The sequence below is a fragment of the Nostoc sp. PA-18-2419 genome, assembly GCF_005869855.1.
Lineage (GTDB): Bacteria > Cyanobacteriota > Cyanobacteriia > Cyanobacteriales > Nostocaceae > Nostoc.
Genome location: NZ_SZNH01000002.1, coordinates 392,250 through 409,202 on the forward strand (window position 1 = coordinate 392,250; position 16,953 = coordinate 409,202).

General features: G+C 41.0%; 10 protein-coding genes and 2 pseudogenes. 5 read left to right on the top strand and 7 right to left on the bottom strand.

From position 1 onward, the window contains the following. Nucleotides 1-29: 29 nt before the first annotated feature. The 5 genes and pseudogenes from FCR06_RS03525 to FCR06_RS03545 all read right to left on the bottom strand — a co-directional run bounded on the left by FCR06_RS03525 (nt 30) and on the right by FCR06_RS03545 (nt 8,467). The gene (locus FCR06_RS03525; protein WP_138497464.1) at nt 30-1,697 is read right to left on the bottom strand and encodes an MBL fold metallo-hydrolase; all 1,668 of its coding nucleotides are present in this window, start codon (nt 1,695-1,697) and stop codon (nt 30-32) included. 794 nt (nt 1,698-2,491) lie between these two features. Beyond that, nucleotides 2,492-2,833 (bottom strand): annotated as a pseudogene (locus FCR06_RS03530) (PBS lyase); the annotation flags it as partial. A gap of 377 nt (nt 2,834-3,210) precedes the next feature. Beyond that, nucleotides 3,211-3,687: a hypothetical protein gene (locus FCR06_RS03535; RefSeq protein WP_138497538.1), complete on the bottom strand. Its 477-nt coding sequence runs from the start codon at nt 3,685-3,687 to the stop codon at nt 3,211-3,213. 125 nt (nt 3,688-3,812) lie between these two features. Then, nucleotides 3,813-6,950 carry an efflux RND transporter permease subunit gene (locus FCR06_RS03540; protein WP_138497465.1) on the bottom strand — a complete coding sequence of 1,046 codons (3,138 nt, stop codon included), beginning with the start codon at nt 6,948-6,950 and terminating at the stop codon, nt 3,813-3,815. A 59-nt stretch (nt 6,951-7,009) separates the two neighbouring features. Then, the gene (locus tag FCR06_RS03545; RefSeq protein ID WP_138497466.1) at nt 7,010-8,467 is read right to left on the bottom strand and encodes an efflux RND transporter periplasmic adaptor subunit; all 1,458 of its coding nucleotides are present in this window, start codon (nt 8,465-8,467) and stop codon (nt 7,010-7,012) included. A 750-nt stretch (nt 8,468-9,217) separates the two neighbouring features. Here FCR06_RS03545 and FCR06_RS03550 point away from each other — a divergent pair. The 3 genes from FCR06_RS03550 (at nt 9,218) to FCR06_RS32390 (ending at nt 11,567) form a co-directional block, all read left to right on the top strand. Further along, entirely contained in the window at nt 9,218-10,099 is an 882-nt protein-coding gene (locus tag FCR06_RS03550; RefSeq protein WP_138497467.1) for an Npun_R2479 family HD domain-containing metalloprotein, read from the top strand. Nucleotides 10,100-10,225: 126 nt separating this feature from the next. Then, nucleotides 10,226-11,341: an ABC transporter permease gene (locus FCR06_RS03555; RefSeq protein WP_138497468.1), complete on the top strand. Its 1,116-nt coding sequence runs from the start codon at nt 10,226-10,228 to the stop codon at nt 11,339-11,341. 58 nt (nt 11,342-11,399) lie between these two features. Then, nucleotides 11,400-11,567, top strand: a complete 168-nt coding sequence (locus FCR06_RS32390; RefSeq protein ID WP_189523310.1) for a hypothetical protein — start codon at nt 11,400-11,402, stop codon at nt 11,565-11,567. A 125-nt stretch (nt 11,568-11,692) separates the two neighbouring features. Here FCR06_RS32390 and FCR06_RS03560 read toward each other — a convergent pair whose 3' ends face one another. After that, entirely contained in the window at nt 11,693-14,410 is a 2,718-nt protein-coding gene (locus tag FCR06_RS03560) for a helix-turn-helix domain-containing protein (protein ID WP_138497469.1), read from the bottom strand. 92 nt (nt 14,411-14,502) lie between these two features. Beyond that, nucleotides 14,503-15,573, bottom strand: coding sequence for an AAA family ATPase (locus tag FCR06_RS03565; protein WP_189523311.1), 1,071 nt, complete (start codon nt 15,571-15,573; stop codon nt 14,503-14,505). 191 nt (nt 15,574-15,764) lie between these two features. Here FCR06_RS03565 and FCR06_RS03570 point away from each other — a divergent pair, with 191 nt between their 5' ends. Beyond that, entirely contained in the window at nt 15,765-16,310 is a 546-nt protein-coding gene (locus FCR06_RS03570) for a hypothetical protein (protein WP_138497470.1), read from the top strand. A gap of 41 nt (nt 16,311-16,351) precedes the next feature. Then, nucleotides 16,352-16,952 (top strand): annotated as a pseudogene (locus tag FCR06_RS03575) (hypothetical protein). Nucleotide 16,953 lies beyond the last annotated feature (1 nt).

Genomic DNA, 16,953 nt, shown 5'->3' on the forward strand with positions numbered 1-16,953 from the left:
ACAAATGACAGCGGATAAATGACCATTGACTATTGACTATCACTTAACCGCTCAAAAGCAGGACAGTAACCTTCTAAAGTTACCTTAAAGTTATACAATGGGGAAGCAGGATTCCAACACCGCTGCCCCCTTTGATGTCGGCAATTACCGCAACAGTCTACATCTATCCATGTATAGCGATCGCTATTTTGATTAAGCAGTTCTCTTTGAGACAATCCCCGTAATACTAGTTCTTCCCCTTGCCAACGAGCCTCTACTAAACCAGTATCGGCAAACTGCTGCCAACGAGGATCGGCAGTGATTGCATCGGGTAGGGTGATTGTAATTACTGTTCCTAATTCCGTTAGTTCACCTTCATAATTTGTCTCTGGGGCTGCGGGCTGCAAAAATGTATCGCCAATTGGCAATTCCACCAAAGTCTCAGCCGCCGGAGAATGTATATGATAGCGGTTTTGTAACTCCTCTAAGCTTGTGAGGTCGGCTAAGTAGGCAGGAGAACCGTGGACAAAAATTACATGCTGAGGTCGCAAATTATGAATTAGCTGCGTAGTACCAGGACCATCGCTATGTTGAGCTAAGAGATAGCTTTCAACAGTGGTAGGTGCTAAATATTGTTTGTTAAGTTTTATATCAATTTTTTCCGGTACCAGGATCAACCAAGGGCCGGTATCTGGTTGACAGTGTTCGCGCAAATCAGCTGTAGAGTCAGTCAGGACAATACACGGTGATTTGCCAACAGTGGCACGTTCTTCTGGCTGTAAACGACGTACCCGCGGACGCACCCGTTCGTCCCAAAACAAAGGTTGATGGCGGGCAAAGTTTTGTACTGATGGGGGGAGGTAGGGTAGCAGTTCTAGGTACGCGTCGCAGCCAGTGGCGACGGTACCATCTACCCAAATATCTAAATCTCGTCCAGTGAAGTGGTGATGAGAACGCAAGAGCATCAACAGTTCTTGACCTAGCCCTAAAGCCGGAGTGGGCAAAATTACCGAACAACGCTCAGCAATTGCCCGATTAATTCGCTCTGCTAATTGATTTTCTTGGTTACGGCGGTGGGGATGGCGAGATGTGCCATAAGTGCCCTCAACTATCAACACATCCAAGTCTAAACCCCGTAGTTCTTCTAAACGCAAACCCTCTACCAGCCGAGAGTTAGATAAGAAAAAATCCCCTGTATATAGTAGCTTGTAAGTACGCTGTCGGGTGGTATAGGTGAGGAGAATTGCCACTGCCCCTGGTAGATGCCCTGCCGGAAATAATTCTGCCACCAGACCTTCTTGAAATTCCACAGGCGATCGCAACGGCAAAGCATGACAAAATTGCGAAATATTCTCAGGGTTTTGGTCTTGCCAATTCAGTGGTAGTAACTTGCTAGTTACTTCACTACCATAAATAGGTAACTTCGGAAAAGCTTCATGTAGTGCTAGTAAGCCTCTAGAGTGATCTGGGTGGGCATGACTAATTAAAACTAAATCTGCTGGTAGAGGCGGATTAGCTGCACGTACCGACTTGCTAAGCCCCTTGGTTAGTGATGAAATATTTTCCAAACCACAGTCCAACAGGATGCGATGTGGCCCCATTTTCACTAATAGACACACACCCTCATCGTGATGCTGAACACTATAGGGCAAACATACTAATTCACTACCCACTTCCCCAGCATCTACGCCAGACGATGCCGACAGATTATCCCTCATGCCCTCCTCCCCTCAAACCTCATCGTCATGGACATGTCCCAAAAGCCAAAAATTAGAGAAATTTTGGTTTTGTGACTTAGGGGTAAGTTTTATTTTGCGCCCCTACACCCTGAGAATACGGATTTTTGATTAGGGAGGACGCCTCCACCAAACCTGCACTAGTTTGGAAAAGTTGGATAACCAGAGAGCTACCAAACTAGGAGCTAAAAGAGTTTTGCCTCTGGCTTGTTTTCTGTATGAAAGTTATGAACGCTTTTAGCCAAATTACTTTACGGAAAGTTGCCTTGGCGTCTACAGCAGCAGACTTCTCTCAATGTGCGGAACCATTACCGTGATAGTTATCTGAATCATAGAATCCATTTTTCGTACCGAAAAATAGACACGAAACGGTAAATATAACTGTTAATCCAGCTAGAATCAGCTTTACATCCATTTGTTTGCTGCCCTTTACTCAAAGACTTTCCTATATTAATTTAGTGCTTCCGCAATCAAACGGAATCACTAGAAAATCTTTACTATGGTTATCTGGATTGGGCAATAGGTAAAATTACCGCAATCAGTTCAGATTGTAGAACTTTTCGGTCAAGCTGTCTATCCATCTAGATGTAAAGTAAAGCAATATGAGAACGGGCAATGGTCTACAGCCTGTAAAAATCCTCATCTAAAATCTGCTCAATCGAAAAAATTCAATTAATAATTGCAACACATCTTTAGGTAAAGACGCGATGAATCGCGTCTCTACAAATGGTCTATTTGTTGCATTCTTTTTTTCAATTGGTATTACGAATTACGGATTATCTTGTTCGTAACAACTGCACGAAAGTATTACTCACCGTGTTGTCTTTGGTGTCGGCGGCGTATTGAATCAATTCTTCCCGCAGTTTTTTGGCTGCATCTATCTCAAGTAAGGTTGCTAGCAAGAAATAAACACCACGAAATCGGGGGTCGCCCATTCTATCAACTAATAGTCCTTCGGCGGCATCAGTTTCGCCGAGAAAGTTTTGCACTAAGAAGAAATCCATGATTTTATCGTGGCGGAAGTACCATTCTTTCTGGGCTTCGCCTTTTTTATCTTGCCACTGACGGCTGACTACCATTTTGTATTTCTCGTCTGACAAAGACATGGCAACTTGGTATCAACAAGTAGTAGGCGATCTGCATTCACAAGTATCAAAGACTCTTGCATGAGTATCAAAGACTCTTGCATGAGTAGAAAAGACTCTCGCATGAGTAGAAAAGACTCTCACATGAGTAGAAAAGACTCTCGCATGAGTAGAAAAGACTCTCGCATGAGTAGAAAAGACTCTCGCATGAGTATAAAAGACTCTCGTGCGAGTATCAAAGACTCGTCCACGAGTATCAAAGACTCTCCCACGAGTATTAAAGACTCGTCCACGAGTATCAAAGACTCATTCACCAGTTGACAAAATAAAAAAGGGACAAGAAAAGGAATTAAATCTCCCTTTAACTTTTCCCCTTCGACTCTTCCGGTATCTTTGGCAAGATTTTCAACCTATGAACCAGAGTTAGTTTTAGTAGGTTTATTTTTAATAGCCTTAAAACGATCGCCTAACTGTTCGGCAAGACTTTTTAACCCTGGAGTTTTCTTAGCAGCAGTCTTGACGTAATCATAAACTGTCAAACTGCTGCCCATTGCTTCGCTGCCAACTGCCATTAAGGTATCATCTACTTGTTCTGTCAGTTGTCGCAATCCAATCAACAGTTCGGTAAGGTTAGCGGCTAGTTGATAATCCCGGATAAATTCATCGACATCAAAGCTGGCTGGTAAAATGTCTCGGTTTGACTGGGCAGCAGTCAGGCTAGTGTTGACAAAGGCTAGGCTTTTATCGCCCATCTTAAATAACTTGCGTCGTTCTTCTACACTCAGGGTTACGAGAAAAGGCATCTTTGCTTGGATAGTCGCAAAGGCTGCTTTGATTTCTTGGATATCTGCTGGGGAAAGGGAGGCGGTGATGTTTTGGTAAGCCATTGGATGTTTATTGTGGTAAATCTGTTTGTTATGATTCCCACTGGTAAATGCGATCGCACAATAGTTCTGGGGGCAAAAGCAATATGGTTGGGTTAAGGAGACGCGATAAATCGCCGTCTCTACAATTATTGGCGCGATGGTTTTTTGCCAAAGCCGTAGCGCAATGTATGCATAATCCAAGTTTGGAAGTTGTCAATGTAGCTAAATATCACTGGCACTACTACCAACGTCAACAGGGTGGAAGTTGTGAAGCCGCCCATAATGGCAATTCCCATTGGTTGACGGACTTCAGAACCAACGCCAATTCCCAATGCTAGGGGTAGAGTCCCGGCGATGGTTGCTAGGGAAGTCATGATAATCGGGCGCAGACGTGACACGCCAGCTTCTATTAAGGCTTGACGTTGGCTTTTGCCTTCTTGCATGTTGATGATGGTGTAATCTACTAACAGAATCGAGTTTTTGGTGACAATTCCTAACAGCAACACAACACCAATTAAGGCATATATTCCCAGGGGTTTTTGGGCAAGCATCAACGCTACCAATGTGCCACCTAAACAAAAGGGCAAAGCTGCCATAATCGATAACGGATGAAGGAAGTTGTTATATAGCAGCACCAGAATTGCATAGATACACATAACAGCTAGCCCCAATGCGCCGCCAAAGCGACCAAAAATGTCTTGCATAATTTTGGCGCTACCTGAAGGTTGCTGTACTACTTCTGGCGGTAAGTTTTGCATTGCCGGTAGTTTGTTGATTGTTTCTACTGCTTCTCCTAAAGAAATACCTTGTAAGTTGGCTTCTATAGCAACTTGACGGGAGCGATCGTAGCGGTTGATAGTAGCAGGGCCGCTACCAAAGCGAATATCTGCCACTGCTACCAGGGGAACTAATTTACCATTTTGGCTGGGGACTTGGAGATTTGTGATTGTGTTGATGTCAACCCGTGCTTTAGGATCGATTTGCACGCGAATCGGGATTTGCCGATCGCTCAAATTAAATTTTGCTAAATTTGCATCATTGTCGCCGATAGTACCAAGGGAAGCAGTCCGGGCAATTGCTTGCACTGTCACCCCCAAATCTGCTGCCCGTTGTGGGTTAGGAATGACTAAAATCTCTGGTTTCACCAAACTCACGGTTGAGGAAACTTCTACTAATCCTGGTATGCTTCGCATCTGCTTTTCTAGGGCATCAGCAGCTTGATTTAATGCTTGCGGATTTTCACTTCTGAGGACAATTGATAAAGCTTTGCGACTGTCACCTGGTGACTGACTTTGAAAACTAATTCTCGCTCCTGGTATTTGCGAAAATTTAGGGCGTACTTGTTCCTCAAACTGTTTTTGGGAAATACTCCTTTCTTCTCTGGGTTTGAGATTAATGGTCAGAGTTGCAGAATTTATTTCTTCGGTTGCTAGTACGCCTTCAACTACTGGATTTTGACGGATCAGGTCAGTAGCTTGTGTTACTACTTTGTTAACATCTGCCAAAGTAGAACCCGGAGCTAGTTCTATAGTTACATTAGAAATTCCGAAGTCACCATCATCAACGAAACCCTTGGGAATCAAAGGAACCAGCATCACACTGGCAAGGAAAAAAGCTAAGGCGATCGCCATTGTTGTCAATCTATGCCGTAACGCCCACTGGAGTAGCGATTTATAAGGTTGAAAGCCCCGATGTTTTTCTGTTGTGAGTTTTGTGCTACCTGGAAGTGTAAATTTGAAATTAAAGAATTTTATTGCTCCCCTGCCCCTCTGCCCCTCTGCCCCTCTGCCCCTCTGCCCTTGTTTCTCCTCTAAAAGATACGCCCCCATCATCGGCGTAATCATCCGCGCTACAAGAGTTGAAAAAATTGTAGAAACGGCAACGGTAACACCAAATGGTTGGAAAAATTGCCCCGGAATCCCACCCATAAAAGCAACGGGTAGAAATACGGCAACAATCGTCGCTGAACTTGCAACTACCGCCAATCCCACTTCGTCAGAAGAGTCAAACGCAGCCTCCCAAGCTGACTTGCCCATAGCCATGTGCCGTTCCATGTTTTCAATTTCCACCACGGCATCATCTACCAAATTGCCCACCGCCAGCGCTAATGCCAACAAAGTCATGTTATTGAGGGTGTAACCAAGAGCCTGCTGCACTGCAAAGGTGGGAATCATTGATAAGGGCAAAGCTACAGCAGTAATTAATGTTGCTTTCCAATTACGCAAAAACACTAAAATAACGATTACAGCCAGCACCGAAGCTTGAATCAATTCATCAATAGTGCTTTGGTAAGATTGACGGACAACATCGGCTCTGGTAAAAATTAAGTCCAGCTTCACATCTGGGGGGAGTGTTTTTTCCAGTTGTTTGACCGCTACTTTTACTCCTTGTTCCACAGTCACTAAAACGCTGCCAGTACTACGTAATACCTGAAAAGCTACTACAGGTTGATTGTTTAAATGGGCAGCTTGACGCACGTCGCCAAATTTATCTTCTACGGTTCCCAAGCTGGATAAAGGTACAGAACCACCTGCTGGTAAGAAGATTTCGTAGGTTTTCAAAATATCGACATTGGCGGCACTTCCAAGGGTGCGAATACTTTGTTCGCTACCACCGACCTCGGCACGTCCGCCAGGTAAATTAATATTTAAAGCGCGGATTTGGTCGTTTACCTGGGTGGCGGTGATACCTAGAGATTGTAAGCGGTCTGGATTGAGGTTAACGCGAATTTCGCGGTCAACTCCACCGATACGGTGAATTTGTGCTACACCAGGAACTCCTAATAAGGCGCGGCTAATGGTTTGGTCTACGAGGTTGCTTAATTCTTCTACGGAACGGTGGTCTGATCTAACGGCATAGGTAATGATCGGGCCGCCAGAAAATTCCAAGCGTTTCACAATTGGGTCGTTGATGTCTTGGGGTAAGTTTTGGCGAATTTGAGCGATCGCATTGCGGACATCATTAGTGGCGCGATCGCTATTTGTACCCAAAATAAAATTGATTGTCGTACTGGAATTTCCATCGGTCACAGTGGAAACCATATAATCAATATTGCCCAACCCAGCGACGGCATCTTCAATTTTTTTTGTCACTTGGGATTCGAGTTCCGTCGGGCCTGCACCTGGTTGGGTGACTTTTACTGAAACTGCTGGCACATCAATATTTGGGTTGGTATCAATTCCCAAAGACATGAAGGAAAACCAACCTAATATCGTCAAAATCAAAAATAAAACTATCGTCGGAACAGGTTTTTTAATCGACCAAGCAGAGATATTAAAAGACATTAGGAAATTTTTAGATTAGTCATTAGTCATTTGTTAACAGTCAACAGCCAACAGTCCTTTTACTTTGCAACCCACACTTTGTCGCCATCTTTGAGATACGCTGCACCGTCAACTATCACACGTTCGCCTAACTGCAACCCACTGTTGATTTCCACTTTGTCACCATTAGCAGGATTTCCTAACTCTACTTTCTGGGCACGGACTGTATCCTCACCCGATAAGGTGAATACAATTACACTGGAGTCTGTTTGGGACTGCACTGCTTTTTGCGGTACTATCATGCTCATGGCTGAGTTGGTGGTGATTGCCGCTTGAGCAAACATCCCTGGTTTAAGTGAAGTTGTTGGTGGCAAGTCAATTTTGACTATAGCTTCACGTCTTTGATCGTTTACTAGTGGTTGTATTTCCCTGACTCGTCCTTGCGATCGCACGCGTGGATCGGCATCAGAAGTAATTTGCACAGACGTACCAACTTTTACCTGTATTAGTTGAGTTTCCGGCACTTTCGCCTGAAGTTCTAGTTTTTCATCCCGGATAATCGAAAATAGCTTTTGTGTACCACCAATCACAGTGCCAACTTGGGTTTGTGGCGGTACTCCAGTGACATCGCCAACTCTAGCAAGTTTCTCGGCGATGACTCCAGAAACCGGCGCCCGCACTACAGTTTGTTCTAACTGAGTTTGTAGTTGTTGCACTCTAGCAGCACTACTTTTGACATCTGCTTTGGCTTTGTTGATCGTAGCTTGAGCGTTAGCAATGTTCGATTGGGCGCTTTTAGTACTGGCTTGGGCACTACGCACATTTTCTTGCCCAAGATTTACAACTTCTATAGCAGTTTTTACGGCGTAAGAACGAGTATCAAGTTCTTGCTTGCTAATCGTTCCAGAGTCGGCAAGTTTTTGATAGCGTTGATAATTCTTGGCTGCTTCCTCTAATCTCGCCTTGGCTTGAGCTAAATCTGCTTGTTTTTGCTTGACTATTGCTTGACTTGATGCCACATCTGCTTGTCTGGATATCAAATCTGCTTGTCGCGATTTAACATCTGCTTGTTTTGATTCCACATCTGCTTTTGCTTGGCTAATTTGGTTTTGGAGTACAGAATCATCTAATATCGCTAGCACTTGACCTTTTTTGACAAAAGCTCCTTCTTTGACATCTTCAGGGATGCTTTTGACTTGTAGACCGTTTGTCTGAGGTAGCACGGGAATTAAATCATGAGCTGCTACGGTACCAGTCGTTTTTAAGGTACGAATGACACGCGCCTTTTCTACTGTGGCGATGGTAACTGTCATTGCTGGGTTTACTTTTTTCACCCCGACTGCGCTTTGCTGACGAGCTGGCAGACGAGTGAATACAGCCATACTACCAAAAGCGATCGCTATCCCTAAACCAGTACCCAAGAATAATGGCTTCAACCATGCTCTAGTTTGTTTTTGAGCTAATTTGTTAGCAAAGCTACCATCTTCAGAGGTTACAGGTTCTTCCACCTCAAGTTTTGAAACACTTTCATCGCTCACACTGCTACCTCCGCTTTCTAAGTATGCTTACACTATTAGTAATTTCTTAAGAAAACTTGAAATTTCTTTCCTTCATCTTAAAATGACCCATTTTTCAATCAATATCTTTTGCAAGCACTAGTATATAATATGACAAAATAATTAATTAAATTAATAGCAATTATTATCAATAATTTAAATCCTAAATGTAAAATTTAATACATTTATTCTGATATTGTCTCTTTACTCTCGAAGTCTACTAAGGCAAGTTTGCAAAACTGAAAATTCTGTGCGTCCCCGTTTTTGGATATTTTTGTATCAGTCCTAATCGACCCATTTTTGCTTGGTAGAGTTATTAGGTCACACACTAGATGTATTTAGATCACTGCGATCGGCACTTAAAAATGAAAAATTGATAGATAAAGCTAATTTAGATTTATCTAATTAAAATTAAAAAGATTAATGTAGTTTGCTATACTAGCTAGTTATTTTACCACGCAATCTTTATTCTTTCTGAAACCTTTATCTTGGCAAAAAGCAGTACTATATCCTGCAATATAGGATATGTCAAGGTAGCATCTACACCCACACCTGAGTTACAAAAGAGCAAACTGCACTGTCTAAAATTTGACCAAGGGCATTGGGCATGGAGCATTCATTGGTTATTAATTCTTCTCCCTAACTCCCTTATCCCCCTCATCTGCTTTACTTCTAGTTCCTAACCCCTTTTATCAATCAGTAACTAATTGGTAGATCCCAAAATAAATAGATATGTTTAATGCCACTGAAATTTTAATTGATGCCTTTGTAAATCAAATTCGAGAAGGTTACCGTCGCACCTATGGCTGCTTCAAAAATGATTATCAGGACATCATTGCTTGGGCTGGTAACATGGCTTTGGAAAACATTGCTAATAGCGACGCCCTTTATCATAATGTTGAACACACCGTCTTAGTTACCCTGGTAGGACAGGAAATTTTGCGTGGCAAACATATTAGAGAAGGTGGTGTTTCCAGTGAAGATTGGCTGCATTTCATCATCTCCTTAGTCAGCCATGATATTGGCTACGTTAAAGGAGTTTGCCGACAAGACCGAGAAACAGCAGGCTTATATGCCACAGGTAAGAACGGCAAAATGATTTCTTTGGCTCCTGGGGCTTCTGATGCCAGTCTGACACCGTATCATGTTGATAGAGCAAAGCTATTTATTGATGAGCGTTTTGGCGGTCACAAGTTAATAGATGCGGAGGCAATTAAAAGCAATATTGAATTGACTCGATTTCCGGTACCTGCGGCAGAGGATCACCAAGACACAAAGTGCTTTGCCGGGTTAGTACGTGCTGCTGATTTGATTGGGCAATTAAGCGACCCKCGTTACTTAAAGAAAATTAATTCTTTATTCTACGAGTTTGAAGAAACAGGCATGAATAAAGTCCTGGCTTATAAAACTCCTGCTGATTTACGGAAGAACTACGCAAAGTTTTACTGGAATGGGGTATATCCTTATATCCAAGAAGGACTGCATTATCTGTCACTGACACAACAGGGAAAACAAATTTTGGCTAATCTCTACTCAAATGTATTTGTTGTCGAACACGAAAGGCAACAAGAAGAACAGCAGCGGTATTTAGAGGAGTTAAGAGTTAAGAGTTAGGAGAGACGCGATTAATCGCCTCTGTACAAGAGTTAAGAATTATTAAGCATGACTTATGATAAACATGAAAGTTTGATAAATCAGAACTCAAAACTCCTAACTCATAACTTATAACTCCTAACTACTATGGATTGGTGGCGACGACTGAAGAAAAATCCCTTGGCACGATTTGGGGCAATTTTGCTGTTAATTTTCTACATAGCAGTAATTGCAGCCGATTTCGTTGCGCCTTATGACCCCTATGCCTCACAGCCTAATGGTTCATTGCTGCCACCAACTAAGGTGTATTGGCTTTCTCAATCGGGGCAGTTTATTGGGCCTCATGTTTATCCGACGACTCAGGGAGAAACGAATTTAGAAACAGGCGATCGCGAACTGATTGTAGACTTTAAAAAACCTTCACCCTTGCGTTTATTTGTTTCTGGTGCAGAATACCGATTGTTCGAGCTAAGTTTGCCACTACCCCCCAAATGGGATGAAGTTACAATTATTCCCGGTATCCCCTTGAATTGGCATTTATTTGGCACAACAACTGGGGCAAAATTTAACCTTTTGGGTACTGATGACCAAGGCCGCGACCAACTCAGTCGCTTGTTGTATGGCGGCCGCATCAGTATGTTTATCGGGATTTTTGGTGTTGCTATTTCCTTTCCTCTCGGTTTGCTGATAGGTGGAATTTCCGGCTACTTCGGAGGTTGGACAGATAGCATTATCATGCGCTTGGCAGAAGTGCTAATGACTTTCCCTAGTATTTATCTTTTAGTCACCTTGGGGGCAGTTTTGCCACCTGGTTTAAGCAGTACCCAGCGGTTTTTGTTGATTGTGTTGATTACTTCGGTTATTGACTGGGCTGGCTTAGCACGGGTAATTCGCGGACAGGTACTATCAATAAAAGAGCGAGAATTTGTCCAAGCCGCACGGGCAATGGGCGGTAACCGACTTTATATTATTGTCCGCCATATTTTGCCGCAAACGGCTACCTATGTAATTATCTCTGCTACTCTGGCAGTTCCCAGCTTTATTGGTGCAGAAGCGATATTGAGTCTGATTGGTTTGGGTATTCAACAACCAGACCCCTCTTGGGGAAATATGCTTTCTCTGGCTAGTAATGCTTCAATTATGGTTTTGCAACCTTGGTTAATTTGGCCGCCGGCTGTCTTGATTATCTTGACAGTCCTAGCATTCAACTTACTTGGTGATGGCTTGCGAGATGCACTCGACCCGCGTAGTCTAAGAAGATAAGTTGTCAGAATAACAAATGCTGTCGCTGAAATAGTAAATGTTGTCGCCGAAATAACAAATGCTGTCGTCTGAAATAGTAAATGCTGTCGTCAAAATAGTTTTTGTTGTCGCTGAAATAGCAAATGCGACCGCCAAAATAACAAATGCTGTCGCTGAAATAGTTTTTGTAGTTGCTGAAATAATAAATGCTGTCGCCAAAATAACAAATGCGAACTCCGAAGTATAGCTGTAGTCACACTCTTTAGGACACTTGGTAAGGGTGAAAGAAGAGAGTTAGCAATAGTTTTACCTCCTGCCTCCTGCCTCCTGACAAATGCGTAGGCGTAGCCAGCCGTAGGCATCGCTCGTACTCTACTGCTGCAAAACCCAACGGCGAAAAAGTTCTACCATAATCCGCCAGCTTCCCTGAGTTTCCTCAACAACATCATGACGTTTCAAAGTATTCAGCGCTTCCTGTAAATTGGCATCATTCATACCTGTAGACTGAGCTAAGGCATCCAGACTTAGCCCTTCTGGGTGAGGTGCAAGCACTTGTACAATTGCTTGTTGACCCTCAGCACCTCGCGCTGCCTGACCCCAAACCCCATCAAAGTAGTAGCGTCCCCGCTTGAAAAACTCAGGGTCATTGATAACTGCTTCCACGTCTTCTACTGTGAAAACTGGGTCACGCGATCGTCCTTGCTCAAAAACAAAGTCGTTGTAGCGGCGTACTAACTGAAAACCCACGAGTTGCACTAAATATGGTTGACCATGTGTCAAAGCAGAAATTTCATCTAAAGCTTCTAGGGTGTAGTCGAGGGGGAAGTCTTCATTACCTGGGTTAGCGAGAATTTGGCGAGTAGCTGCACGTTCTTGAAAGCCAACATGAATAGGAATGACACTGGCAAAGAAAGGTTGAAAATAATCTGCTGTCATCTCTTCTAAAGTGTGCAAACCAGCAAAAGCAAAGGCGATTTTAGAACTCATTTGTACCAACCCCCGCAGAAAACCCATAAAGTCGATAGGTATTTTTTTCGCTTCAATTAAATCTTCAATTTTCTCAAACTCGTCTAAGGCAATGATTAACCCACCATCTAGCTTTGCTTCAACCTGTTTTAAATAGCGTTCAAAAGTTCGGTAAGGGAGACTTAGTAAATCAGCGTCAGTTGGGGGTGGAAGTTTTACAGTTTGAGAAATTTCATCACAAATTGCCATTAGCACCTCACCCACACCTTGGGGGCTATCTCCCAAACGTAGCAAGTTGACATAAGCTAGCTGTATTTGTAAGCCTAGACAGTTAACAGCATTAACCAGGATGGAAGTTTTGCCCATACGCCTGTGACCGTAGAGAACTACAGAATGGATTTGATTACCCATCATCCAGAGTTCTTCTAATTGTCTGATGACATCTTCTCGCCCAATGAAGAGATTACCTTGAACGGGATCGCCTACAACATAGGGATTAACTACACGTTGGGTAATACGAACTTGCCCTACCTCACTAGCTACATCCATTAGGGCTACTGACCAATTAATCGCTATTTTGTTGATTAGCTCTCGTTCAAGTTCAGGTAAAATATAATATTTATCTCGCAAACTTTTAAGTTCTCCAATAGCACGGCTGAGGGCAAAGGCTCTGGCAGAACGCGAGGAACTATCCCTAATAACTTTGATATCTTCTGCAACTCGGCGCAAACTAGCAATTGCCTTCCAAGTCTTCGGGCGTAACAAACGTTCTATTGGAAAATTTGGTATTTGAAGAGTAGCAATATTATTTAAATTCTTAGCTCTATCAAAGTTGAACAAAGTTTGAGTAAGAATATACATCTCTGACCCATAATTTAGAGAACGTACAGTAATAAAAGCTTTTGTAGACTCACGAAGATTTTTTTGATATAAAAACCAAAATCCAGCAGCAGTAGCAGCAGTGGGAGTATCCAATCGATACCATAGAGGGAATAGATAACCACAAAGACAACGAATCAATTCCCAATTGTAAGGAGGTTCGGCTAATTGTGCTACACGATATACTACTTGGTCTAAATCTGTTTCAGCTAAAACTTGATTAAGAGCTTTGATTATAGGTATAAATTGAAAAGTATAAGAAAAAAGTTTTTTAGCATTTATTGCTCCTTCCTCCCAATTATAATGTAACCAAATTTTCAATTGTTCAGATAGATAGGGAAAAGGTATTAGAGTTACATGGGGAAATTGCTGCCCTCTATTATCGTTACATAAATTTTGTTTTCTAAATAAACTTAAAAGCCAGTCATCAGGACGTAAGAATATAAAACATACAACTAATATGGAAATAATACCTGATAATAAAGTAACTAGTGTAGATTTTAATAATCCAAATTCAACTGAAATGTTTTTAAAAATAAACATAAAATTATTTGTAATAAATACAAATAAAAATATGCTAGTTATGAAAAATGATTCAATATTTGCTACATCTACTAAAACTATAAAAACTGTCTGAATGGATATACTTAACCAAATAAATCGTAATATTGAGAAAATTAAAATAATTAATATATTTGAAAATTGTTCTTTGTATGGTAAAGAACTAATACTATAAAATAGATTAAAAGTAATACTTAAAATGATAAATAAAGGCAGCCCCCAATTTATCCAGTTTTTTAAAAATTTTATATATATATAATAATAATCATTTATATCCGATTTAGAATAATTAGAGATGTAAAATAGATACAAGAAGAAATAACCAATAAATATTAGAGAAATACCAGCTAATACATATAAATAATTTAAGGTAAAACCTATTTTTTGTAAAATAAAGACCTGACCTAATGCTAGAATAATCGCTAAGATTAAACCTTGTAAAAATAATTTACCAATAATCTTATTAGGCAATAATCCCCAAGCATTTTTCCAATTCAGATTTTTAGGAATAAAAAATTCTTCTGGCAAGTTTTGTGTGTACCAAACTGTATACCATCGTAAAGCTTGGGGAAAGAAAAATACCCAGTGTAATAGGCGCATGTAATCCAAGGGATTCCAAAGTGACAGAGGTCGCCTCAATTTAGGTGCTAAGTCTAAGCGGGGTACAGCGAGGTATTGGGTCATTATTCAGTCTCCTTCTTTACGTGTAAAAACCTGTAAAAAACCTAATTTCCTAAATTACCTTCTTTTGCAAAGGAGATGTAAAGCACTATATTTTATTGAAAACCTTCCACATACCGTGAATAAGTTCGATAACACAGTTGCATCAGTTTACGAGGATGTCCGCCACTTTCTTGGATGAGTTGGATGATTTTGTCTTCAGTAAAACTCACTGAAGTATTAGCCAAATGGTTGGTAATAAAAGCACGCATATTGCCTTCATCCCAAGGATGAATGTGTTCTTCTTGGCAAATACCTGCCAGTGGAGATGTTTTGCCATTATCCTGACTGTCGTTAAATAGCTTGTCCAGAGGTTCGCTAGCAGCTAAAATCAACCGCAAAGAAGCATCACGCCCTTCAGCTAAACCGCGCAATTGATCCCTAACTTGGCGAGTAAAGCCGTTTTCGATTAACTTTCCTAAATTATCTATAGCTAATAGCACTTTTTTCTTTTGCAAATTGCGAGTTAGTCTATAGCCTTTGCTTTCAGGAATACCAATTTTATCGCACAAAGCAAAGTAGAATTCATCTTCATCATGAACTCCATTATTTAAATCTAAAAAAACTGGCTCGCGTGGGAACTGTAAATAATTTTTTGCCTGTTGGCAAATCACCCATAACAAAGATGATTTGCCGATTCCTTCTTCTCCTATGAGTGCGACACTACTATTACTGTTAAGTACTTCAAATACCCGTGATATTTCGTGTTCCCTGCCAAAAAACTGTTGTGGGTCTTCTATTCTGCCGTGTTGGGGAATAAAAGGATTATGATTTTGCGGCAATAGATTAGCTGAGTGTAATTCATCTTTTAGTGGTGGATTAGTTGGTTCTACAATTGGTTCTTGGGAAAGTGAAGCTTGTTCTGAATACTTTTGATATCCTTGTTTTATTGGATTTTTAAAATTTCTTTTTGTAACTGTTATTCCTAAATGTTTTGTAATCTTTTTGCATAACTTCGCACCCACATCTCTCACATGTTCTTCACTATAAGATCCATCATTAACAATCTCTCTATACTCTTTCCCTTCCCACATCCCTAAAAAGAGCTTTTGTTCTAAGTCATTTAAGACTTGCTTATCATTTGCAATTAGCTTATTAATGAATGTTAATGCTTTTTGTGAGTCCATTAGGTGTAAGTGAACTGGCAGAGCAAAGTTAAAATCAGTCAGTAGTGTAATACTTTACCCTACAAACATACATTTGCCTACTTTCCCTTACAACAATTTAATCACTCAAACTCCCTACTAGCGCCTACCTATAGAGCTTATGTCTCAAGTGATGATGGTGTTATACCAAAAAAAGTTGAGGAGTTTGAAAAATGGCAACTTTTAGACAACAGCTTGTACTTGCTCTCATCGCTGCTACCAGCGCCATACTAGCTACAGTAGCGCCTGCATTAATTGAGCGGGATAAAAAATCTTCTTCAGAACCCACGCCTTTTGTCAGCGCCACCTCTGCAATATGTGACAAAGTTCTTGCTGATAAAGTCTGTGTCGCTAATCTTACAGTGCAGGTTAATAGCAACGAACTTCAGCAAGTGAAAAATCGCGATCGGCTCTTTCTCAAATCTAGAGATACTCTAAGATTATCAAACGTTTATTATTGCATACCATCTCAAACTCTACTCAATAAAGTAGAAGTCAGAGGATATTTATTTAAACATGGAGTTGAGAGTTATAAAAATGGACTTTTCACTCCTAGTAACTTCCCGATTTATGCTGCTTGTCATAATATTGGTAACTTCCAAAAAACTTGGAAGCTTGAACCAGGACAGCACCAAGTCAGCATACCCATTATCAAGTATGTTGGTAGCAACAGAATTGTTGACAATAGTTTCTACTTTGACTTGGATGTGGGACAGTAATTTCAGTCTTCTGTTTAAAACCGAAAGCGAGTAGTAATTTTATGGCTTATAGCGACTTTAGTTTAGTTAAAGCCAAACAAGAGTTTAGTTTAACCACATTAGAAAAACGCGATATTTTCGCTGCTGTTCCTGAATTAGCAGCGAGTAATTTACTTGTAGAAACACTCAATTATAATCTGGTGATCGCTTTAGGTAGTAACAGTGAAAAAGCACGTTATGAGTTAATTATCGCACCAATTTTAGTTGACTTACACCGACAATTACGCGAGCAAGTTAATTTATTTTCTGGGGTAGATTTCACTGTTGATAATGCCAAAGGATTAAATGGCATCTGTGATTTTATTATTACGAAATCCCCAGAAATTCTAATTTTGACAGCACCACTAATTTGTAGAAGCTAAAAAAGAAAATATTAATGCGGGTTTAGGTCAGTGTGCGGCAGAAATGGTAGCAGCCCAAATTTTTAATCAGCAAGCTGCAACTGAAATTCAAACAATTTATGGCACAGTCACAACGGGCAGCATTTGGCAATTCCTCAAACTAGAAGAACAAACATTGACCATTGATTTAAGCGAATATTATCTCACAGATGTGAATAAAATTCTTGGTATTTTAGCCAGTGGTATTTCTCAAGAAATTTAAC